General features: G+C 66.9%; 15 protein-coding genes and 1 pseudogene. 5 read left to right on the forward strand and 11 right to left on the reverse strand.

The genetic code is table 11. The features are described 5' to 3' along the window. Window positions 1-50: 50 nt before the first annotated feature. Window positions 51-230, reverse strand: a complete 180-nt coding sequence (locus OG242_RS12955) for an FxLD family lanthipeptide (RefSeq protein ID WP_019759145.1) — start codon at window positions 228-230, stop codon at window positions 51-53. 511 nt (window positions 231-741) lie between these two features. Beyond that, window positions 742-1188: an ATP-binding protein gene (locus OG242_RS12960; RefSeq protein ID WP_405898312.1), complete on the reverse strand. Its 447-nt coding sequence runs from the start codon at window positions 1186-1188 to the stop codon at window positions 742-744. Between the two features lie 226 nt (window positions 1189-1414). On the opposite strand from OG242_RS12960, the gene OG242_RS12965 reads away from it, so the two are divergent. Together OG242_RS12965 and OG242_RS12970 are read left to right on the forward strand one after the other, a co-directional pair. Beyond that, complete coding sequence (locus OG242_RS12965) at window positions 1415-2698, forward strand: XRE family transcriptional regulator (RefSeq protein ID WP_405898313.1); 1284 nt, start codon at window positions 1415-1417, stop codon at window positions 2696-2698. After that, window positions 2695-3258 (forward strand): GNAT family N-acetyltransferase, encoded by a 564-nt coding sequence (locus OG242_RS12970; protein ID WP_405898314.1) that lies wholly within the window; start codon window positions 2695-2697, stop codon window positions 3256-3258. The genes OG242_RS12965 and OG242_RS12970 overlap by 4 nt, the downstream gene beginning before the upstream one ends. Here the strand turns inward: OG242_RS12970 and OG242_RS12975 are convergent. The 7 genes from OG242_RS12975 to OG242_RS13005 all read right to left on the reverse strand — a co-directional run bounded on the left by OG242_RS12975 (window position 3240) and on the right by OG242_RS13005 (window position 12698). Next, the gene (locus OG242_RS12975; protein ID WP_405898315.1) at window positions 3240-4367 is read right to left on the reverse strand and encodes a hypothetical protein; all 1128 of its coding nucleotides are present in this window, start codon (window positions 4365-4367) and stop codon (window positions 3240-3242) included. The genes OG242_RS12970 and OG242_RS12975 overlap by 19 nt on opposite strands. Window positions 4368-4566: 199 nt before the next feature. Beyond that, window positions 4567-7701 carry a type I restriction endonuclease subunit R gene (locus OG242_RS12980; protein WP_405898316.1) on the reverse strand — a complete coding sequence of 1045 codons (3135 nt, stop codon included), beginning with the start codon at window positions 7699-7701 and terminating at the stop codon, window positions 4567-4569. Continuing rightward, window positions 7701-8927, reverse strand: coding sequence for a hypothetical protein (locus tag OG242_RS12985; RefSeq protein ID WP_405898317.1), 1227 nt, complete (start codon window positions 8925-8927; stop codon window positions 7701-7703). Before OG242_RS12985 ends, OG242_RS12980 begins: the two co-directional genes overlap by 1 nt. Then, entirely contained in the window at window positions 8924-10669 is a 1746-nt protein-coding gene (locus OG242_RS12990) for an N-6 DNA methylase (protein ID WP_405898318.1), read from the reverse strand. The genes OG242_RS12985 and OG242_RS12990 overlap by 4 nt, the downstream gene beginning before the upstream one ends. Before the next feature lie 947 nt (window positions 10670-11616). Next, window positions 11617-11898, reverse strand: coding sequence for a type II toxin-antitoxin system RelE/ParE family toxin (locus OG242_RS12995; protein WP_405898319.1), 282 nt, complete (start codon window positions 11896-11898; stop codon window positions 11617-11619). 2 nt (window positions 11899-11900) lie between these two features. Further along, window positions 11901-12182 (reverse strand): type II toxin-antitoxin system Phd/YefM family antitoxin, encoded by a 282-nt coding sequence (locus tag OG242_RS13000; protein ID WP_405898320.1) that lies wholly within the window; start codon window positions 12180-12182, stop codon window positions 11901-11903. 102 nt (window positions 12183-12284) lie between these two features. After that, window positions 12285-12698, reverse strand: a complete 414-nt coding sequence (locus tag OG242_RS13005; RefSeq protein WP_405898321.1) for a GNAT family N-acetyltransferase — start codon at window positions 12696-12698, stop codon at window positions 12285-12287. Between the two features lie 190 nt (window positions 12699-12888). Between OG242_RS13005 and OG242_RS13010 the strand changes: the two genes are divergently transcribed. The 3 genes and pseudogenes from OG242_RS13010 to OG242_RS13020 all read left to right on the forward strand — a co-directional run bounded on the left by OG242_RS13010 (window position 12889) and on the right by OG242_RS13020 (window position 17222). Next, a complete protein-coding gene (locus OG242_RS13010) occupies window positions 12889-14373 on the forward strand; it encodes a hypothetical protein (protein WP_405898322.1) in 1485 nt (494 codons plus the stop codon). A gap of 219 nt (window positions 14374-14592) precedes the next feature. Further along, window positions 14593-16279: pseudogene (locus OG242_RS13015) on the forward strand (restriction endonuclease). 58 nt (window positions 16280-16337) lie between these two features. Then, complete coding sequence (locus tag OG242_RS13020) at window positions 16338-17222, forward strand: GNAT family N-acetyltransferase (RefSeq protein ID WP_405898323.1); 885 nt, start codon at window positions 16338-16340, stop codon at window positions 17220-17222. Here the strand turns inward: OG242_RS13020 and OG242_RS13025 are convergent. Both OG242_RS13025 and OG242_RS13030 read right to left on the reverse strand, forming a co-directional pair. Continuing rightward, window positions 17188-17826 carry an ATP-binding protein gene (locus OG242_RS13025; protein ID WP_405898324.1) on the reverse strand — a complete coding sequence of 213 codons (639 nt, stop codon included), beginning with the start codon at window positions 17824-17826 and terminating at the stop codon, window positions 17188-17190. The genes OG242_RS13020 and OG242_RS13025 overlap by 35 nt on opposite strands. Continuing rightward, the gene (locus OG242_RS13030; protein ID WP_405898325.1) at window positions 17823-19649 is read right to left on the reverse strand and encodes an MFS transporter; all 1827 of its coding nucleotides are present in this window, start codon (window positions 19647-19649) and stop codon (window positions 17823-17825) included. The genes OG242_RS13025 and OG242_RS13030 overlap by 4 nt, the downstream gene beginning before the upstream one ends. Window positions 19650-19700 lie beyond the last annotated feature (51 nt).

Consider the following 19700-nt stretch of genomic DNA (forward strand, 5'->3'; position numbering starts at 1 on the left):
CGCCGCGCGGAGACGCGGCGGCACCAGGCCGAAGGCGACCTGGGCTTCGGTCAGGCGACGTTGGTGGTGCAGGCGCCGCAGGTGGAACCGCAGTTGTCGTCGGTCAGGTTGACCAGACCTGCCGGGTCAGCGATCTCCACGAGAGAGACATCCAAGTCGAAGCCGTCTGACGTCCCCGGAATTTGCGGTCGTACTTCGGTACGGCTGGGCACTACGGTGCTGCGCGTCATGCTGCACTCCTCTTTCATCATTGGTTGTTGCTGAGCTGGGCTGGAATGCCCACCAGGAGCCGCCAGAAGAGCCATGCCGGACGGCTGGCCCTCGGACCAGCTCCTGGCTGCCCGGCACGAGGGGGCGCGGCCCACACAGAAAGCTCTGGCCGGACCGCCCGCTCACGCCAGGAAGTCGTGTGTGAGGGGCTGATCGAGCGGAAGTCGATCAACGCCCCATGAGGTAGGTGAGGGCCTGTGCCTTGAGACGATCAAGACACAGCTCACATGCGTAAAAGGGGGCGTGCTGCCCGTCCCACTGCACCGGGCCGAGCCAGATCACCCGCACTCCGGTCCGTTCGCAGCCGAGCCAGCAGTCACCGGTGATCCATGACGAATTCATCAAGGAACGGCCCTTCCCCAGCCAGCCGAGACGGGCGAACCGGCAGCCTGATATCTGGCGGCGCCGGCCCAGAACTGAAACGGCGAGCGGGCAGGGCCCAGAAGAAGCGAGGGCATCGCGTCCGGGCTCTCACTCGTCGCCCTCGGTATGGAGTTCGGCCCAGACCTCTTTGCCCCGCAGACGTCCGCCTGAACTCTGAAGGTCACAGCCCCAGCGGTCGGCCACAGCATCAATAAGGAGCAGCCCGCGGCCCGACTCGTCCTCCTCGCCCGCGTGGCTCAGCGCCGGCAGACGCGACGGTGCCTCGTCCACGATCCCGACGCGTACCCGTGACGCGCTCGGCCGCCCGACGACGAGACGGATCTCGGGGCACGGGGTGTGTCTGGAGGCATTCGCGATCAACTCCGTGATGATCAGCTCGGCGCGGTCGGCAAGGACATCGAGGTGCCACATCCCGAGAACCCCCCGGACGAGCCTGCGCCCGGTCTCGGCCGTGGACGGCACGCACGGGAAGATCTCGCTGTACGTGGGGTGGCTGGCGAGGACCGCCTCAACTGGTTTCTTCAGAATCGGCATGGGCTGGAGCCTTCGTGTCGTCTCGGCGCTCGCTCCACCCCTGGTGGCTCTTCAGGGGGGAACCGAGCCGTCAACAGCCGCTCGCGGGGAGTGACCGACACCCAGATAACGCCGTTGCCTGGAAGGTTGGTTAGGGCGTTCAGGTGCTCGTCCGACGGGCTTACCTAGGACGTTTTGACCTGCCCTTTACCTGGTGGGTAGGGAGAGCGCGGGCTACCGTGCCCGCATGGACGCGATCCGCAACACCGTCCTTGAGGCGTGGATGACCGAGCACGGATACAGCTCAAACAGCCTGGCCGACGCCGTGAACAGGGCTGTTGAACAGCTGACGGGACACGTAGGCGGGCTCGACGGGTCCTCGGTCCGGGCGTGGAAAGCAGGCCGAGTTGCCTGGCCAAAATCAGCAACGCGTACCGCACTTGAGGACGTCACCGGATTACCCGCCGTCGCCTTAGGGTTCGTGCCACGGGGCCGGCCTTCGCCCACCCCAGCGCCATCGCAGCAGGAGGAGCCCGACATGAAGCGCCGTACCCTCGTCGGCGGCATCGCAGCGGCGGCTGCCGCAGCAGCCACCCCAGGGACCGCGTCACCGCGCCGAATCGGCATGAGCGACGTCAACCGGCTGAACAAGCGCTTCACCGAGATCATCGCCAGCGACCACCGCCACGGCGGGCAACTCGGCATCGAGGAGCGGGCCGCCGCGCTCGCCGACGAGGCGCTCAATCTCCAGAACGCGGGCAGCGCCACGCAGCGGGTACGCAGCAGTCTCTACGCCTCCGGAGCCGCATTCCGCTCGTCTGCGATGTGGGCCGCCATCGACGGCCGGCGCTACGACGTCGCGAAGGCGCACATGCGCGAGGCCCAAGCCCTCGCGGAGATGTCGGGGGACCAGGCAATCAAGTTCCGCATCTGGAGTCACGCGGGCACCATGTACCGCCACATGGGCCGCCCCACCGACGCGTGCGCTGCCAACGATGTCGCCCGCAACCTGCACCTCACCCGCCGCGACCCGCTGTTCGCGTCCCTCGGCCTGGCCCGCCAAGGCGCCATCCACGGCACGGCCCAGAACCGGGCTGATACACGTCGCGCGTTCGAGCAGGCGCAGGACGCCATGCTGCGCGCCGATCCAGCCGACCACCGGCCGGTCTGGTTGCTCGCCTTCTACGACCAAGCCGAACTGGACTCCTTGGCCCTCTCCGCGTACCTGGCGCTCGGCGACTACCCAACCGCCGAGTACCACGCCCACCGCTGCCTGTCATCGCTCCGGCCCCACATGGTCAGGTCCCGGGCCATCACCACGACCCGTCTCGCACACGCCCTACTCGCCCAAGGCGCCGCCGAGGCCGCAACAGCCACCGCGATGAAGGTCCCCGCAGACGCCGCCACCCGCCACGCCCGCGTGTCGCGCATGCTCCAAGAGTTCGGGGCCGCGCTCCGCGCCACCGCCCCGCTCAGCACCACCGTCCAGACCTGGACCGAGCACACCACCACCTGGAGGACGGCCGCATGACCATGGCACCCGCCACCGAGCTGCGCACTTTCACCAACCTGGACACCGCTCGCGGCGACCTCCTCGACGTGTACGCCGAGGTACGCGCCCCGCTGCTCCACCTGCCGAACTACGCGGTGACCGCTTTCGGCGAACGCATCGACCGGCACTCCACCGAACCAGGCTTCACGGCCGTCCTCGCGTACGCGGCCGGCCAACCGGTCGGCTACGCGTACAGCAACACCATCGAGCACGGCGACCGCTACTGGCAGCGCACCAGCCCGACGCCGGCGGAGAAGTACACCGAGCGTCCGGCAGTGGCCCTGAAGGAGATCGGCATCGGGCCAGCCTGGCGGAAGACCGGCACCGCCCGCCGCATCCACGACGCCCTCCTCGCCACACGCGACGAGCCGTACGTCACGCTCATGGTTAACCGGGCCGCCGGCGATGGGAAGGTCCACGCGCTCTACAAGTCGTGGGGCTACGAGGACATCGGCCAGAGCCAACCGTCACCGGCCTCACCAGTCCTCACCGTGATGATCCGCGCGAGCCACTGGCCACTCTATTCCTCATCCTCCTGAGACCGACCTTCTTGTTGTTGCAACAGCCCCTCCATAAAGGTACGAATGGTGGTCTCGTACGGTTCGTACATAAAGGCACCGCCGGGCGGGCGAAGCGAGATCAAGTCATGCGCCACGACAAGAAGCGAAAGCAACAATCGATTCACATCTGAGGACGAAACGTCAGAGTGCAGCCCCTTATTGCTCAGGCTATCCAGCTTGTCAATACGCTTCCCCAAATCCTCAACATTCGCGACGAGCAGTTCTCGCGAGGTGTCGGAAGTGACATTCTCAGCGACGTATGCCCACAGACGGTTCCGGTATTCAGCCGGACCGACCTTTCGTCCGTTTACCTTCTCATCACGTGGAGGATATAGGCAGTCCGCAAGTTTTTCTGTGAATCGTCGACAGGACAACGACACATGCGCCAGTTCTTCAGCCGTCTCGTGGCCCTCAAACGCCTTGATGGCCGCATGGAGCCGTTGAGTTAGGTTCGGGTTTAGGTCTGAGCAACGCATCAGGGTCTCGCCCAGCGCAGATGAGAACTGGCCATGAAGAAGTTCGTCCGCCTCGCCGAGCCTGCGAAAGTGCTGCATGTTGTCGTATGGATCAAAGATGGTCTCTCGCACCCCGGAGTCCTCCCAACGAACCGAGGAGAAGAGGCCGGAAGATTCCCACTCGCGATATTCTACGTGGTCTCGGTTGTCTTCGAATTCCGACTCATAGCCTCTATAAAATAAATAGAGTGAGTCTTCGAAGATCCGAAAGCGACTCGGGATACCCTTGAGAAAAACCACCCAGTGCTCCGGAATCTCCGGACGAGTTTGCACTGCCCCCAGATACCAGTCCATATCTTTCAGCCGGATGTGCATGGCGCGAGCGTCTGAGGGAGTCAAAGATTCCACTACCATACCTGCGATATCAAATGATTCGACACCCTTGACAAGGTCCGGCCCAAAGAAAGTGCTCCAGGCTGCCCAGTGTTCGCCGAGAATGCTGTTTGCAGCGGCTTCAGCGCTGCCCACCTCTTGGGCAAGCCGCCGCAGCGGGAGAGTACCCGTGGAAAAGCGGGCATGGCGCCTATGTCGCGGAACCGATTCCATGAATGCTCGCACCAGAGATTCCCTCATGGTGAGCCATCCCCAGGCTCCCGCCTCCGGCGAGCTCCAACCTTCGTTGATCAGAAAGCAGACTCTCACTTACCCCCCCAATAACCGATTTCAACAGAAAGCTCCGATCTGGCTGCTGGCGGGGCTTCCATGGATCCTGCTCGCCCTCACCTCCGCAGCGGGACGGCCTGTTGGGGGCGCGACGTGCGTGCTGCCTTATCTAGGAATCCACCTGCTGATCGACCGCTGCTTCGTAGAAGGCATCCGCGAGGGCGACGATGATCGAGTTGATAGCCGGCCCGTCGGTGAAGAAGTAGTCAGCCATCGTGTTGTGGGCGTCCTGGTTGTCTGCGACCGCCTCCGAAACTGCTGCTTGGAAATCTTGTGACTCCATGAACTGCTTCTTGGAATTCACCTTGGTCTGGTTGATCAGGTTCGAGTCAGCGAGCAACCTTTGGACGAGCCCCTGCACGAACTCCCGGACCTGAGACTCGGCGAACGATTCGGCGCCGAAGAGGTCGTTCATCTTGGCTATGACGACCTGGAGCGCGACGTACTTGGGATCCTTCTTCGAGCCCGTGCCGGCGGCGCTGATGCCCTTCAGCTGACCGTCGCCCACCAGTGAGATGTCGACCGCGATCGCCTTGTCGTGCTTGACCCCGACCAGCACCACGTCGGAGAGGTCTACGTCGGCCGTCCAGGCTGACTCGGCGATGACCTTCTCCAGCAGGCGCAGGAAGATCGAGAGCATCTCCATGTAAGGGTCGCCGTAGTCGACAATCTGGGACATGAAGTCATAGAGGCGCACGTAGGTGGAGACGTCTTTACGGAAGAGGTCGAGCGCGTTGAGCGTGACCTTGTCCTCTTCCTCAATCGCTCGCACGTAGCGGCGGCGGAAGTCGTGCTGGGCCGGGCTAATCGCCGCCGAAAGTGCGTTGTTGCCTTTCCGGATCACCCACAGCTCGGCGACCTTGCGGACGTCGTCCTCGGTGTAGATTCCTGCCTGGGCGAGCTTGTTAGCCAGGTGGACGACGACGTACGGATCGGTCTCGGTCTCCAGGGTCGTTTTCTTGAAGTACGGCTCGAAGGCTGCCTTGATGTCCTCCGGCTTGTTGGCGAAGTCGATGACGAACGTCTTGCGCTTCTGCTCCCCGCCAGCGGTGCGGTGGGTGCGGTTGAGCCGCGAGAGTGTCTGCACCGCAGTGACCCCCGACAGCTTCTTGTCGACGTACATCGCCGAGAGCAGGGGCTGATCGAAGCCGGTCTGGAACTTGTTAGCGACCAGCATGATCTTGTACGTGTCGCTCTTGAAAGCCGCAGCCAGATCAGCCCCGGCGCCGGGGTTCATGTTGCCCTCGGTGAACTCGTCATCCTTCGACGGCTGCGGGCCCCAGTCACTGTGCCAGGTCTCGTCCTCGGCCATCGTCACCCCGGCGGAGAAGGCGACCAACGTGCGGTAGTTGTACGAGGCGTCCTCGGCGCGGCGCCTGGCGATGTAGGCGTCGATGGCCAGCTTGTACTTCACCGCGGACTTGCGTGACCCGGTCACCACCATCGCCTTCGCCTTGCCTTCGAGGAGATAGGCGACGTTGGCGTGGAAGTGCTCGACGATGATCTGCACCTTCTGGCTGATGTTCGTCGGGTGGAGCTGCACCCACCGCATCAGCCCCTTGCGGGCCGCAGACTCCTCGACCTCTCCTCCGTCGCCGCTCTCGGCCCTGCCAGCGATCTTCAGCGCGGTGTCGTAGTGCTGGTATCCCTTGAGCACGTCGAGGATGTAGCCCTCCTCGATCGCCTGCTGCATCGAGTACAGGTGGAATTCGCACGGTTTGCCGTCGTGCCCCTTGCGGCCGAACAGTTCCAGCGTCTTGTTCTTCGGCGTGGCGGTGAAAGCGAAGTAGGAGATGTTCTCCGAATCGGCCCGCTCGGTCATCTCCGAGGCCAGCACCGACTCCACATCGACCTCGCCGCCCTCCTCGATCTCCTTCAGCTCCTCAGCGGTCAGCACCTGCTTCAGCTTCGAGGAGATCTGACCCGACTGGGAGGAGTGCGCCTCATCGGCAATGACGGCGAACCGCTTGCCCTTCAGGCCGGCGTCGGTCCGGATCTCGGCCAGCGCATGCGGGAAGGTCTGCACCGTCACCGCGATGATGAGCTCACCGTTCTTCAACGCCTGTGCCAACAGACCCGACTTTGACTTCGCGCCGGCCTTACGGACGTCCTCGGGGCTGATAGTCGCGACGATCTTGCCGGTGCCGTCAATCTGCCGGATCGCATCCTGCAGCTGGGAGTCGAGCACGGTGCGGTCCACGACCACGATGACCGAGTCGAAGAGCTTCTGGTCATCGACATGCAGCCGCGCCAGCCGGTGAGCCGTCCAAGCGATGGTGTTCGTCTTCCCCGACCCGGCCGAGTGCTCGATCAGGTACCGCTGCCCGACACCCTCCTCCTTTACCGCCTCGACGATGTTCGTGACGGCCTCCCACTGGTGGAACCGCGGGAAGAGCATGCTCGTACGCCGCACCGAGGTGCCGGTGGTGACGTCCCACTCTTCCTTGGTCTGCACGATCATTAGCCGCCCGATGATGTTCAGCCAGGCGTGCCTCTCCCAGACGCGTTCCCACAGGTACGCGGTCGACGAGCGTCCGTCCGAGCCGGGCGGGTTGCCGGCAGCGCTGTCGAAGCCCATGTTGAACGGCAGGAAGTGGGTCTTCTCCCCCTCCAGCCTCGTGGTCATCGCAGCAAGGTCGTTCGAGACCGCAAAGTGCACCAGTGCCCGGTGCCCGGACGACAGCAACGGCTCCGGCCGCCCGTTCGTCAACGGAGCGCGATGCTGCTTGTATTGGTTGACCGCCTCGTCCACCGACTGGGTGAAGTCGGTCTTCAGCTCCACAGTAGCGACCGGGAGCCCGTTGACGAAGAACACCAGATCGATACTGCGCTGGTCGGCGGTCGAGAAGTGCACCTGCCGCACCACCCGCACCCGCATCGCCTCGTAGTGTGCAGTGGTCGTCTCGTTGAGCGACGTCTCCGGACGGAACTGCGCCATCTTCAACCGACCACCGCCGATGTACTGCACCCCGTTACGCAGGATGTTCAGCGTCCCACCGCCATGTTCCAGCGGCCGGTCGAGCGCCGCGGTCAAGACATCGAGGAACTTTGCCTGCGAGCCCGCCGCCTTCAACGCCTTTTTGTACGCCGGCTTCTGTGTCTCCTCCAGCCACGCGACAAGGTCGTTGGGAAACAGCGCCCGCTCACGGTCGTATCCCGTGTCGTTGGCCGAGTGCAGCCAGCCGCGGCCGTTTAGGTACTCGCAGATCTCTGTCTCGAAGACCACCTCGTTGTGGTCAGCCATCACGCCACCCGCCGCACGTCGATCTGACCTGTCACTGCCGCCGTGATCAACGCCGACCGGCGCTCCCGAGCGAGCTCGATGAATCGCTCGGTCTCGACGATAAGCATGTCGATCTTTGCTGTCTGACCGTCAAGGTATGCAGCGATGCGCCGCTGCTCCTCCAAGGACGGAAAGTGCATCTCGAAGCCGCGCAATTTGGACAGCGGGAGGTTGTTCGCGAGCCCATCGGCCCCGCTGATGGCACGGCGCACTTGGATTCTGTACCGGCCGGAGTTGAGGCTCCATGCCAAGAACCTGGAATCCGTCGAGCGTCGCGGCTGCAAACGGAACAACTTGTCAGAGAGAATCAGGCGGTAGTCGAGATGCTCAACGATCGCAGCCGATCCGACGAGATCCGGTGACCCGCTCGCTCGTGAAACGATGACATCACCCTCCTTCACTGCAATAGCAGGATCGAACGGAAAGCCATCTGGAAGCCGTTTGTGCTCATTGGGGCGGAAAACCCCACGATTTACGCATCCGCTCTTCAACACCCCCCATGCGCCGGGTTCGTCTGCAAGTCCTGCCTCGGCCTGCGGACTGACACCTTGATCGATCCCATCGAGTGCGTGCTTCAGTGCTGTGCACGTCCACGAACTCAATGGAACCAGCGCCGCATCAACCACGGCCGCTCGACGCTCCCACTGAAGTTCGATCAGACGCTGCTGCTCTTCGATGAGCGTGTCGATGCGGGCCGTCTCACGGTCGAGGTAGGCCGCGATGGAGCGCTGCTCGTTGGCCGGGGGCAGTACCAGAGGAATGCGAGCGAAGGTGCCCCAGTTGCGAAAGTCAACGCTGCGCTCGCGGACGTTCGGCGCCTGGGTAGTGAGGAAGCCGGAGGTGCCTAGGAGGCGCAGCAGACGAGCAAGGTAAGCGGGATCATCGCCCGCCACAGGCTCGCAGACGTGGTAGACGGGTGAACCGTTGCCGTGACTGTCCGAGACGCCGACGGCGCCAGCAAAACCGTCGAGGGCGTGGAAGACCAGGTCGCCGGGGCGGATCTCCTGATAGCCATTCTCGGTATCAGAGAAGGTGTAGCCGTCCTCGCGACGGTTCGAGCGCAGAGTGACTGTGCCATCCCGGTAGGCGGTGATAACACCGAGCCCCGACCGAGCAGGTCGGTCCAGCGGGCGCAACACTCGCCGCACCGTTGTCTCGCGCCAGTCGGGCGGCGACGCGGTAGTCACTGCTCCACCTCCCGCAGCAGGTCGAGGATCTTGGCGACCTGCTTCTCCAGGTCGGCATCGATCTCGGCGAGCGAGCGAGGTGGAACGTACCTGTAGAAGTGGCGGGTGAAGGGGATCTCGTAGCCGGTCTTGGTCTTGGCCCACTCCACCCAGGCATCGGGAACGTGCGGCTTCACCTCCGTGTCGAAGCACGTCTGGATGACTTCGCGCTCCCCTGCCGCACCAGCGGTGGAGCCGCCATAGGTAAACGGGACGTTCTCGGTGTCTCGCTTCTTCGAGTCGGGCTTCGGGTTGCCCTTGCGGTCGACGACAGGGTTCCCGTCATCATCGAGGAGGGGACGCTCGACAGTGATGGTCCAGTAGCCGAACTCGTCGTTGCGTAGCACCTTGGAGAAGTCAGGGTCGGCGTCCTCGAAGTCGGCGTACAGCCGCACGACCTCGGCACGGTCACGGTCTCTGATCTCGCGTCCCTTGGACCCGAGGTTCTTGCGCATCTTGGTCCAGAACGACGTGCCGTCGATAAGCTGAACCTTGCCCTGACGGTCGGGGTGCTTGGTGTTGTCGAGGATCCAGATATAGGTGGCAATGCCGGTGTTAAAGAACATGCTGGTCGGCAGGGCAACAATCGTCTCAACAAGATCGTTCTCTAGCAGCCACCTGCGGATGTTGGAGGGGCCGGATTCGGCGGCACCGTTGAAGAGAGGCGAGCCGTTCATGACGATGCCGACGCGGCCGCCGCCGTCCTCGGGTGCGCGCATCTTGTGGGCCAAGTGGAGCAGGAAGAGCATCTGGCCGTCCGAGGTTGCGGGGAGTCCCGGCGCGAAGCGGCCGTAAGGGCCGGCGGAGTCGCGCTCCTCCTTGACCGCCTTGGCGTACTGCTTCCAGTCCACCCCGTAGGGCGGGTTGGACATGCAATAGTCGAACTGGCGGCCCCTGAAGGCATCGTCGGTGAGCGTGTTGCCGAAGGCGATGTTGGCCGTGTCGTGGCCCTTGGCAAGCAGGTCGGACTTGCAGATGGCGTACGACTGCGGGTTGTACTCCTGACCGTACAGGCTCAGCTTCGCCTCGGAGTTCTGGGCGAGCAGGTGCTCCTCTGCCAGGGAGAGCATGCCTCCGGTACCGGCGGTGGGATCGTACAGCGACCTGATGATGCTGCCCTCGGAGAGGTCGACGTCCTTCTCTGCGAATAGCAGGTCCACCAGCAGCCGGATCGCGTCGCGCGGCGTGTAGTGGTCTCCGGAGGTCTCGTTCGCGGCCTCGTTGAACTTGCGGATGATGTACTCGAACGCATCCCCCATGTCTGCGTTGGACACCACGTCGGGATGCAGGTCGACGGCGCCGAAGGACTTGACGATCTCGCGCAGGAGCCCGGCCTTCTCCAGGGCCAGGATCTCCTTCTTGAAGTCGAAGTACTCGAACACGTCCACGTCGGCGGAGAACCGGTCGATGTAGTCAGCGAGGTTGTCCGCCAGCCCGTCCGCATCGGCCAGCAGGTTCGCGAACTCGTAGTTGGAGGTGTTGTAGAACGTCCGCCCCGTGGCCTTCTTAACCTCGACCTTGAGCCGGTTCGGGTTCTCGTGCTTCGCAGCCAGCTCCCGTACCGCCGCGCGGTCCGGCTCGAGTAGGCAGTCGAGCCGTCTTAGGATCGTGAACGGGAGGATCACTGTCCCGTACTGGTTGGGGCGATAGGGGCCCCGAAGCTGGTCAGCGATTGACCAGATGAAGCGACCGAGCGTGCTCACAAAATTCCTCACGAGAATCGTCTAGCTGTGACGATCACTTTGCCAGAGGCAGCAGCCAGCGTCCCATGGTTCAGCTACCACCCCTCGACATGATCTCGCCGATCGACCCAGGTGCCTCTCTCTGAGCTGCCCACCTGCCTGTCCAAGGGCAACCCGCCCGTGTCGGGCTCGTCGAGCAGACGGCCGGCCGCCCACTGGACCTTCCAGTGCCTGGAAGCCTCAGTCTCATCGCCTCGACGGCCTTGCTGGCCGCCCTCGCTTTGGGGTGGATCTGCGGGCATCCTGCATGCTGGAATGCGACGACGGGTCGCTTTCCGAACACGCCGAAGGCCCGGACCGCTGGTGCGATCGGGTCCTTCTCGGAGGATCGGGGATGGTCCGTCCGATCTTCTGCGGCAAGCCCAAGCGGACACCCCTCCGTGCGTGCGCGATGCGTGAGCGGACTGTCCGTCACGAGATGTCATGAGTGGGATCGACCACGAAGCCGCGTGGCGCTGACCAGGCGAAACAGCACCTCGCGGCACCGTCGAACACCCCCCGGCAAGGATCCGATCCCACTCCTAAAGCGGGTGTCGCAGGTTCGCATCCTGCCGGGGGCACCAGGGAAAGGGACCGGACCAGCCATGGTCCGGGCCCTTTGACGGCTGGGCGTCGAAGCCAAGGGGGGCGGCAGGCGAACAGCGCTAGGGGTACGAGCGTGGGTGCGATCGCCGCCGCGCACGGGGCCGATCTTGGCGCCTGACGTCGGACACGGCCACACCCCGCCGGGACAACGGATCACCGCGCCGAGGCAAGGTATCGGCCTTTCGACAGCAGGCTTGCCGGAACCCCGCTCAGCGGCGTCGCGGGTCCTTCGTCGGCCTTGAACGTCCACATCCTGGCCGCTTGCATGAACCGATGAGACTACGGCGTACGGCGGGCCACCGACATCAGCGGCGCGGCGAGTTCTACGGGACCTGTCGGTACACGTCGCGACGGCCGCCGACGGCCAGGACCCAAATGATGAGTCGGCCGTTCTCTACGGTGCAGACGATGCGGTAATCACCGACCCTGAGTCGCCAACGAGCGTGGTGACCCTGGAGGGCTTTGATGTCGAACGCGGTCGTGTCACCCGCGTCCATCGCCTTCTGAAGTTCAGCAAGGCGATGCAGGACGCGCAGGGCATCCGGGCGCGGGATCTTGAGCATGTCCCGCTGAGCGTGCGGCGTGAAACGCGTGGCGTGCCCCATGGTCAGCCCTCACGGGCGCGGAGCAGGGCAGCCATCTCTTCGAGCGAGACCGACCCTTCGGTGCCCTCGGACTCGGCCTCGTCGGCCAGTCGGTTGAGCCACGCCTCTTCGGCCTCTTCGGCGATCTGCCTCAGGCGCTGGTACTCCTGGATATCGATCACGACGGCTTCATGCTTGCCGCGTCGAGTGATGATCGTCGGGGTTTCCTCTCGACGAGCGCGATCGATGACGTCAGCGAGGTGGCTGCGGACCTCAGCCATGGATTCAATCACCGGTTCACTCATGTAATCAAAGTAACAGATGTACATGAAGGGGTGACCTCCAACGCGGGCCGCCGTCGGCGCACGCCGGCCCGCTCCCGGAGGTCGCTGTGCCGCGAACAGCCCTTACGAGTCGAGCCGGAACCAGTAGTTCACCGAGGGGCCCTGGGCCGGCGGTCCGCCTCCCATGGACTCGTAGAAGGATCGGGCAGCGGCATTCGCCTCGTTGGTGAACACGAACATCGTCGAGGCGCCGGCCTTCTTGCCCGCCGCCATGAACGCCGTCAGAAGGCTTCGTCCGATCCCCCGCCGGCGGTGGGCCTCCGCCACATCCAGTCCGTGGACGTACAGCATCGCGGATCCATCCGGCCGCACCAGGCGGTAGCCCCAGCACCAGCCCAGGATCTCGTCGCCCTTGCTCGCCACGAAAGCCATCACGCTCCGCGGCTCAAGGAACGCGGCGTCGGCGGGCACTCCTCTGAACTGGTGCGCTGCCCGGTCCAGGAGTGGCAGGTCATCGCTCGAAATGTGAGTGATCATTGCTGCAGTCTTTCCGGCCGGGCCCCTCAGCGACCACTGTCAGTCGCGCGTCGCACAGAACAGAATCGGAGAGAGTCGCGCACAACCCCGAGGGCCCCTCGTGTGTCCAGTGTGGCGACCGCGCTTCAGGTGCTGTCGCTTCGGTCGTTCCGCGGTCCCTGCAGTTCCGTCCTTCCGTCAAGGAGTCCCGTTGCGCAGAGCAGCCACGGCCGCCGCCGTGCTCGCACCCCTCATCGCCTTCGCCCTCACCCCGACGACGGCTTCCGCCGCCAGCCCTTACAAGGGGGCCAACACCGCAGCCGTCCAGGACGACTTCAACGGTGACGGCTACCGGGACCTGGCTGTCGGCGCGCCCTACGCCGCCAATGGCAGCGTGGAGGAAGCCGGTGCCGTCGTCGTCCTGTACGGGTCGGCCTCATCGGTGAGCACCACGCACAGGACGGTCATCACGCAGGCGACCTCCGGCGTCCCCGGCACCCCCGAGGAATGGGACGCCTTCGGCACGACGGTGGCCAGCGCCGATCTGGATCGGGACGGGTACGCGGATCTGATCGTCGGCACCCCGAGGGAGCAGGTCGGCGACAAGGAGTCCCGGGGCTCCGCGACCGTCGTATGGGGCGGGCCCAGCGGGCTGACGGGCGGTGCGACCATCTCTCCTCCGGCCGGATACGGGGACGGAAGCACGTACTGCGGTTTCGGGAAATCCCTGGCCACAGGCGACATGAACGGGGACGGCGCCCCGGAGGTGACCATCGGCTCGCGCTGCGAGGGCGCCTCCTACACCGGTCCCTTCACCCGCACCGGAAAGGCCGCCTCCAACTACGGGGAAAGCCGCCTGGGCGAGAGCCGGGGCGTGGTGATGGGAGATGTGAACGGCGATGGCAGAGCGGAGCGTTTCTGGCTGGCCGGGCCCGCGGACGACGACCTTCGTGGACCTGTGTACGCCGACAACGGCCCGCTTACCGACGACTACTTGGCCAATTGGCCCATTGAACTCACCCACGCCGACGGCCACGCCGGCCAGATCGGCGACATCAACGGTGACGGCTACGGCGACCTCGTCACGGGCATCGCGGATGACGATTCGACCATGAACGCGACCGGCGCGGCGCACCGCGGCGGCGAGATCCAGGTCCTCTACGGCAGCGCGCAGGGCATCACCGTCGACCAGCGGCCACGGGTCTTCCACCAGGGCACGGCCGGAGTCCCCGGAACCGCCGAGAACGGCGACCGGTTCGGACAGTCGCTCAGCGTCGGCGACGTCAACGCCGACGGGTACGCCGATGTCCTCGTCGGCTCTCCCGGTGAGGCGGTCGGCTCGCGCGAATCGGCGGGCGCCGCCGTTCTGCTGCGTGGCTCCGCCTCCGGCCTGACCACGGCCAAGGCGGTCGGGTACACCCAGAGCACGGCCGGCATACCCGGTACGGCAGAGGCGGGCGACTCATTCGGCGCGACCGTCCACCTTGCCGACCTCAACAAGGACGGCAAGGCCGAGACGGTCGTCGGCGTACCCACGGAGAACAGCGACGGTTGCCTGTGGACCGCCCGCGGTTCGGCCTCCGGCCCGCTCCTGAGCGGTTCGGTCAACCTGGACGGCAAGAGCGCCGGAATCACCGTTCGCAACGCCAAGGGCTACTTCGGGGCCGCCCTGCCGAGCCCTCACGTCTCCAACTAGGCGGGGCGCGCACAACCACCCGGCAGGGCGCAGCGAGAAGGGCCGGTCCGGGAGAGGTCTTCTCCCGGACCGGCCCTCCGCACGTTCAACTTCCCCCCAAACCCCGTCAACTCCATGGGCCCCGCGTTCGTTGCGCACTAAAGTTGTGCCATCACAGCTGGTTATGGGGTCGGGGCTCGTCGTGTGTGCGCGGGTTCCGGTGGGGAGGGCCTGGGCGGGATGAGTCGTCGCTCCAATGGGTTGGTCGGGGTCTGGGCCGAGGCGCAGCGGCAGCAACAGCGTCAGCAGGAGGCGCAGGCCAGGTATCTGCGGGATCAGGAACGGGATCAGCGGGCCCAGCAGCGGGAGCTCGCGCGGAGTCAGCGGGAGCAGAAGGCGGCGTACCGGGAGCAGCGTGAGGCGGAGGCCCGGCGGCGTACGCGGGAGCTGGATGCGCGGGTAGAGGGGTTGCAGGGGTTGCTGGCGTGGCCCGACGGGCTGCCCCGGCAGGTGTCCGCTGCGTACGACTCGGGCGCCCGGCAGCTGGTGCTGGGCTGGGAGCTGCCCAGGTACGACATCGTCCCCGAGGCGAAGTCCGTGCGGTACATGATCAACGCGGACCAGGAGAAGGAGTCGCCCCGGCCGGTCACACAGCGCCGGGCGCTGTACCGGGACGTGCTCGCCCAGTGCCTGCTGCTCGTCCTGCGCGATCTCTTCGCCGCCGACGAGTTCGGGGCCCTGGAGTCGGTCGCGCTGAACGGGTTCGTGGACGACCACGACCCGGCGACGGGGCGGCGGGTGCCCATGTTCCTCGGCACGGTCATGGCGTCGCGCGCGGAGTTCGCCGAGCTGCACCTGGAGCAGGTGAACGCGGTCAACTGCCTGGTGGACGGGTTGCGCGGGCAGCTGTCCGCCCGCCCCGACCAGTACGCGGCTGTGCGGCCCGCCCGGGTCCCCGAGGACGTCGGCAACGGGGTCGTGACGCATGGGGGCGACGAGGAGCCCGACCTGTACGAGATGGACCCGCTCGCCTTCGAGGCGCTGGTCGCCGAGCTCTTCCGGGCGATGGGCATGCAGGCGGTCACCACGCAGCGCTCCAACGACGGCGGTGTCGACGTCGACGCGCTGGACCCGACCCCGATACGCGGCGGCAAGATCGTCGTCCAGGTGAAGCGCTACCGCAACACCGTGCCGCCGACGGCGGTCCGCGACCTGTACGGAACCGTGCAGGACGCCGGCGCCAACAAGGGCGTCCTGGTCACCACTTCCAAGTTCGGCCCCGGCTCCCACACCTTTGCCAACGGCAAGCCGCTGGAGCTGGTTCCGGGCGCCGAGCTCGTCGACCTGCTGCACCGGCACGGGCTGCGCGGCCGGCTGGGCGGCGGGGAGCGGCAGGTGCCGGCGCGGCGGACGGCGCCGGACGACGGCGAGAGCCGCGGCAACGACCACAATGTGCTCGGCATGTACTGGTCGGGCGCGGTGGCCCTGGACGTGTGCGCGCTCGTCTGTCAGGGCAACCGCGTCCTGGACGACGACCACTTCGTCTTCTTCAACAACCCGCGTACGCCCGACGGCACGGTGCGCGAGCTGATCCCCGTCGCTCCCGACAAGGCCGCGATCCAGGTCGGCTTCGACGCGCTTCCGGCGCGCGCGGACCGGCTCGTCGTCGTCGCCGCGATCGATCCCGTCGCCAATCCCGACGCCGATCTGTCCGGCTTCACCGATGCCGGGATCCGGCTCCTGGACGCCGAACGCACTCCGCTCGACCAGCTGGACGTCTCGGACGGCCGGCCCGGCGAGACCGCCCTCGTACTGGGGTCCGTTCCGTCGGCGGGCCAACGGTGACTGGGAGTTCGTGTCCGGCGGGAAGGGGTATCCGGGCGGGCTGGAGGAGTTGGTGCAGGAATACGGCATCGAGGTCGAGTAGGGCCCGGGGGCGCGGAAGGTCCCAGGCGCTCCCCTCGCCCGTCGCGGGAGGATGAGTCATGGATACCTCGCACTGGCTTCGCCTGCCCGACGTCCACGCCTTCCTCGACCGTGCCGGGCGCTTCCTGCGGTCGCGGCCCGCTCTGCACACCGTGTCCCTGACCGTGACCGAGGGCCTGCGTGTCCGGGGTGCCAAGGTGTACGGGGACGAGGAGCCCGTGTTCGGGGTGCTGGAGCGGGGCGGGGAGGTGCGGGGCGCGTATTTCCGGACGCCGCCCTACCAGCTGATCGTCACGCCTCTCGTGCCCGAGGATGCCCGGTCGCTGGTCGCGCACCTGGCGGACGTCGGCGACGACGTGCCCGGGGTCAACGCGGACAGCGAGACGTCGGCCGCGTTCGCGGAGGCCTGGCGGGCCCGTACGGGGGTCGAGCCGCGGCTGCACGAGCGGATGCGGCTCTACCGGCTCGGGGAGCTCCAGCGGCCCGAGCCGGTGCCGGACGGGCGTGCCCGGGTCGTGGACGAGCGGGACCGGGAGCTGCTGGCGCGGTGGTACGCGGAGTTCGTGCGGGACATCGGCGGGGGCGGCGTTCAGGACCCCGGAACCTGGGCCGACACGCACATCGCCGACCGGCGCATCACCCTCTGGGAGACCCCCGACGGGGTGCCCGTCTCCATGGCGGGGACGACGGCGAAGGTCGCCGGGCAGATCCGGGTCAGCGCCGTCTACACCCCCGCCGAACTGCGGGGCCGAGGTTACGCGGGCGCCGCCACCGCCCACGTCAGCCGCGCCGCGCTCGCCGAGGGCGCGGACGATGTGCTGCTTTTCGCGGACCTCGCCAACCCCACCAGCAACGGGCTGTACCAGCGCGTCGGCTACCGGCCGGTGACGGACTTCGCGGTGTACGACCTCAGTGGGCCGTCTCCCGCTCCACCGCGACCGTGAGGTGCGCCGGCCAGTCCGTCAGTCCCGCTCCCGAAGCCGCGGTCAGGCCCGCCGCCGGGTGGAAGTGGACCCGGGTGCCCGTCGTGCCGTCGTCCGGGAGCGGGTCCAGGTCCGTCACCGGGACGCCGTGCTCGTAGCGCTGGGTCCAGGAGCCGCCGGCGCGGCGGTTGGTGTGGGTCAGCCGGTCGCTGAGTGCGGCGACGACGGACATGCCCCGGCGCGGGTGGCCGTCGGGGAGCGCCGGGGTGTCGGGGGCGTCGAAGAAGCGGAGGTCCTTCGTGGCCATGACCGGCTTCTTCACCGGGTGGCCCGCCGCGTCGAGGCGGGTGTCGGTGCCCCGGCCGTCGTCCGTGACGGAGACCGAGCCGTCCGCGTGCAGGGTGACGCGGGCGCGCCCGCCGCCGGTGCACTCCGCCTCGTCCGCCGCGTAGGCGAGGACCTCCAGGACGAGGTGGTGGACGCCGCCGGGGGCGTACGTCTCGGGGGCCCGGCGGACGGCGTCGAGGTGGGCGTGGTCCACCTCGGCCGCCCAGTCGTGGGTCGTGTTCCGCCAGGAGGCGCGTACGGCGTCCGGGCCTCCTCGTACGCCCTCCGCAGCCGTCACCGCAGCTCGTCCGGGCACGGCGTGCCGGGCTGGAACTGGTACGGGGCGCTCAGGCGGTAGGTGCCGGGGCGCGGGGCCAGGAGTTCCGTCCACTCGTCGCCGTCCTCGTCCTCGTCCACCTTGAGCAGGCAGCCGTTCTCGTTGACGAAGGTCCTCGGGGTGTTCTCGTCCGCCCGCTGCTTGGAGGCCTCGGTCTCCCGGGGGCGTTCCAGGCCCTTGCCGTTCTCGTCGACGAGGGCGAGCCAGGGCGAGTACGGGACACGGATCAGCACCCGGCCGGCCTTCTTGACGTGGATCGTCAGCTCGCCCTCGCCCGCGCGCTCCACCGTGGCCGGCGGGTCGGCCAGCGGCACCGGGCTGTCCACCTCGAAGAGCCGCCAGTCCTTGTTGGACCAGATCAGCTTCAGGTAGGAGAGGCCCTTGCCGACGAGTTCGGCCTCCTTGCGGGCGCCGCTGTAGTCGGGGTCGCCCTGCGGCAGCACCACGTAGTGCACGGCCCAGCGGTCGAGCCACTGACGGTAGTTGACGGGGTCCAGGGTGTCGTCGTAGAACAGCGGGTTGCGCTTCATGTCGGCCTGGCGGTTCCAGCCCCGGGCCAGGTTGACGGAGTGCGGCAGCGCGGAGGCCTCGCGGTGGCTGCTCGGCGGGACGACCTCGACCCGGCCGCGCTCCGCGCCGACCTTCTGGAGCTGGTTGACGAGCGGGCCCAGCGAGCGGGTCCAGGAGGCGGTGGGGGCGGTCCTGACGATGTCGTCGACGCCCTTGAAGCCGATCCAGAAGTTCAGCGAGGCGAACGCGATGACCACCGCGTACCACTTCCGGGAGCGGGGTGTGGTGTACGGCAGGGCGGCCAGCAGGACGATGCCCGCGAACAGCATCGCCATCCGCGAGACGTTGGAGCCGATCTGCGAGTCGACGATGTACGTCGCCAGCGTCCCGACCCCGTACACGGCCGACGCCGTGCGGACCGTCTTCCAGTCGCTCGGTACGAGGAAGAAGACGAGCCACGCGAAGACGAACGGGCCGGACAGGGTCGCGACCGACATCGGCTGGGTGCCGGAGAACGGGAAGAGCCACGCGGACAGCGCGACCACCGCGACGGGCGCGAGGCCCAGTGCGTACGCGCCGGGGCGCCGCTTGTTCAGGAACAGCGCGGCCGCGACCACGCCGAGGAAGAGGCCCGCCACCGGGCTGCCCGCCGTCGCGAGCCCGGCGAGGGGTGCGGCGACGGCCGCCTTCGCCCACCGCTTGTAGCGCCACCGGTACGGCCAGCAGAACACCGCCGCCGTCGCGCCGACCGCGAACATCATGCCGAGCCCGAACGTCACCCGGCCCGACAGCGCGTTGCACAGGTACGCGAAGACGCCCGCCATCGAGCAGGCCAGCGGGTTACGGACCGCCTTCACCCGGTACAGGATCAGCGAGGTCAGCCCGGCCGAGACGGTGCCGGCGATCATCATCGTCGTCCGCACACCGAGCAGGGACATGAGGTACGGCGAGACCACGCTGTACGAGACGGGGTGCATGCCCCCGTACCAGGCGAGGTTGTACGCCGTGCCCGGGTGCCGGCCGACGAACTCGGCCCAGGCGTCCTGGGCCGCGATGTCGCCGCCGCTGTTGGCGAAGAAGAGGAACCACAGGATGTGGGCGACCGCGGCGACCGCGGTCGTCAGCAGGACCGGGTGGCGCAGGCACTTCTGCTTCAGGCCGTCGAGACGGCCGGACGGCTCCGGCGTGCGCTCGCCGTCGCTCCCGCGCTTGGTGTGCGCGGGGTCCGGGGCGGCGGTGTCGTCGTCGGCCCGTGTCGGCTCGGCAGCGGTCACCTTGATTCTCCCCGTCCCTCCCCGGACGTGTGGTCTCGGCCGGCTTTCCTG

This window comes from Streptomyces sp. NBC_00727, assembly GCF_045161745.1.
GTDB lineage: Bacteria > Actinomycetota > Actinomycetes > Streptomycetales > Streptomycetaceae > Streptomyces.

What these genes read in the sequence shown, in the direction of transcription:
- OG242_RS12960 (WP_405898312.1), bottom strand. Translation starts at nt 1,188, where the DNA reads ATGCCGATTCTGAAGAAACCAGTTGAGGCGGTCCTCGCCAGCCACCCC.
- OG242_RS13020 (WP_405898323.1), top strand. Translation starts at nt 16,338, where the DNA reads ATGGATACCTCGCACTGGCTTCGCCTGCCCGACGTCCACGCCTTCCTC.
- OG242_RS12970 (WP_405898314.1), top strand. Translation starts at nt 2,695, where the DNA reads ATGACCATGGCACCCGCCACCGAGCTGCGCACTTTCACCAACCTGGAC.
- OG242_RS13000 (WP_405898320.1), bottom strand. Translation starts at nt 12,182, where the DNA reads ATGAGTGAACCGGTGATTGAATCCATGGCTGAGGTCCGCAGCCACCTC.
- OG242_RS13005 (WP_405898321.1), bottom strand. Translation starts at nt 12,698, where the DNA reads ATGATCACTCACATTTCGAGCGATGACCTGCCACTCCTGGACCGGGCA.
- OG242_RS12995 (WP_405898319.1), bottom strand. Translation starts at nt 11,898, where the DNA reads ATGGGGCACGCCACGCGTTTCACGCCGCACGCTCAGCGGGACATGCTC.
- OG242_RS12965 (WP_405898313.1), top strand. Translation starts at nt 1,415, where the DNA reads ATGGACGCGATCCGCAACACCGTCCTTGAGGCGTGGATGACCGAGCAC.
- OG242_RS12980 (WP_405898316.1), bottom strand. Translation starts at nt 7,701, where the DNA reads ATGGCTGACCACAACGAGGTGGTCTTCGAGACAGAGATCTGCGAGTAC.
- OG242_RS12955 (WP_019759145.1), bottom strand. Translation starts at nt 230, where the DNA reads ATGACGCGCAGCACCGTAGTGCCCAGCCGTACCGAAGTACGACCGCAA.
- OG242_RS12975 (WP_405898315.1), bottom strand. Translation starts at nt 4,367, where the DNA reads ATGAGGGAATCTCTGGTGCGAGCATTCATGGAATCGGTTCCGCGACAT.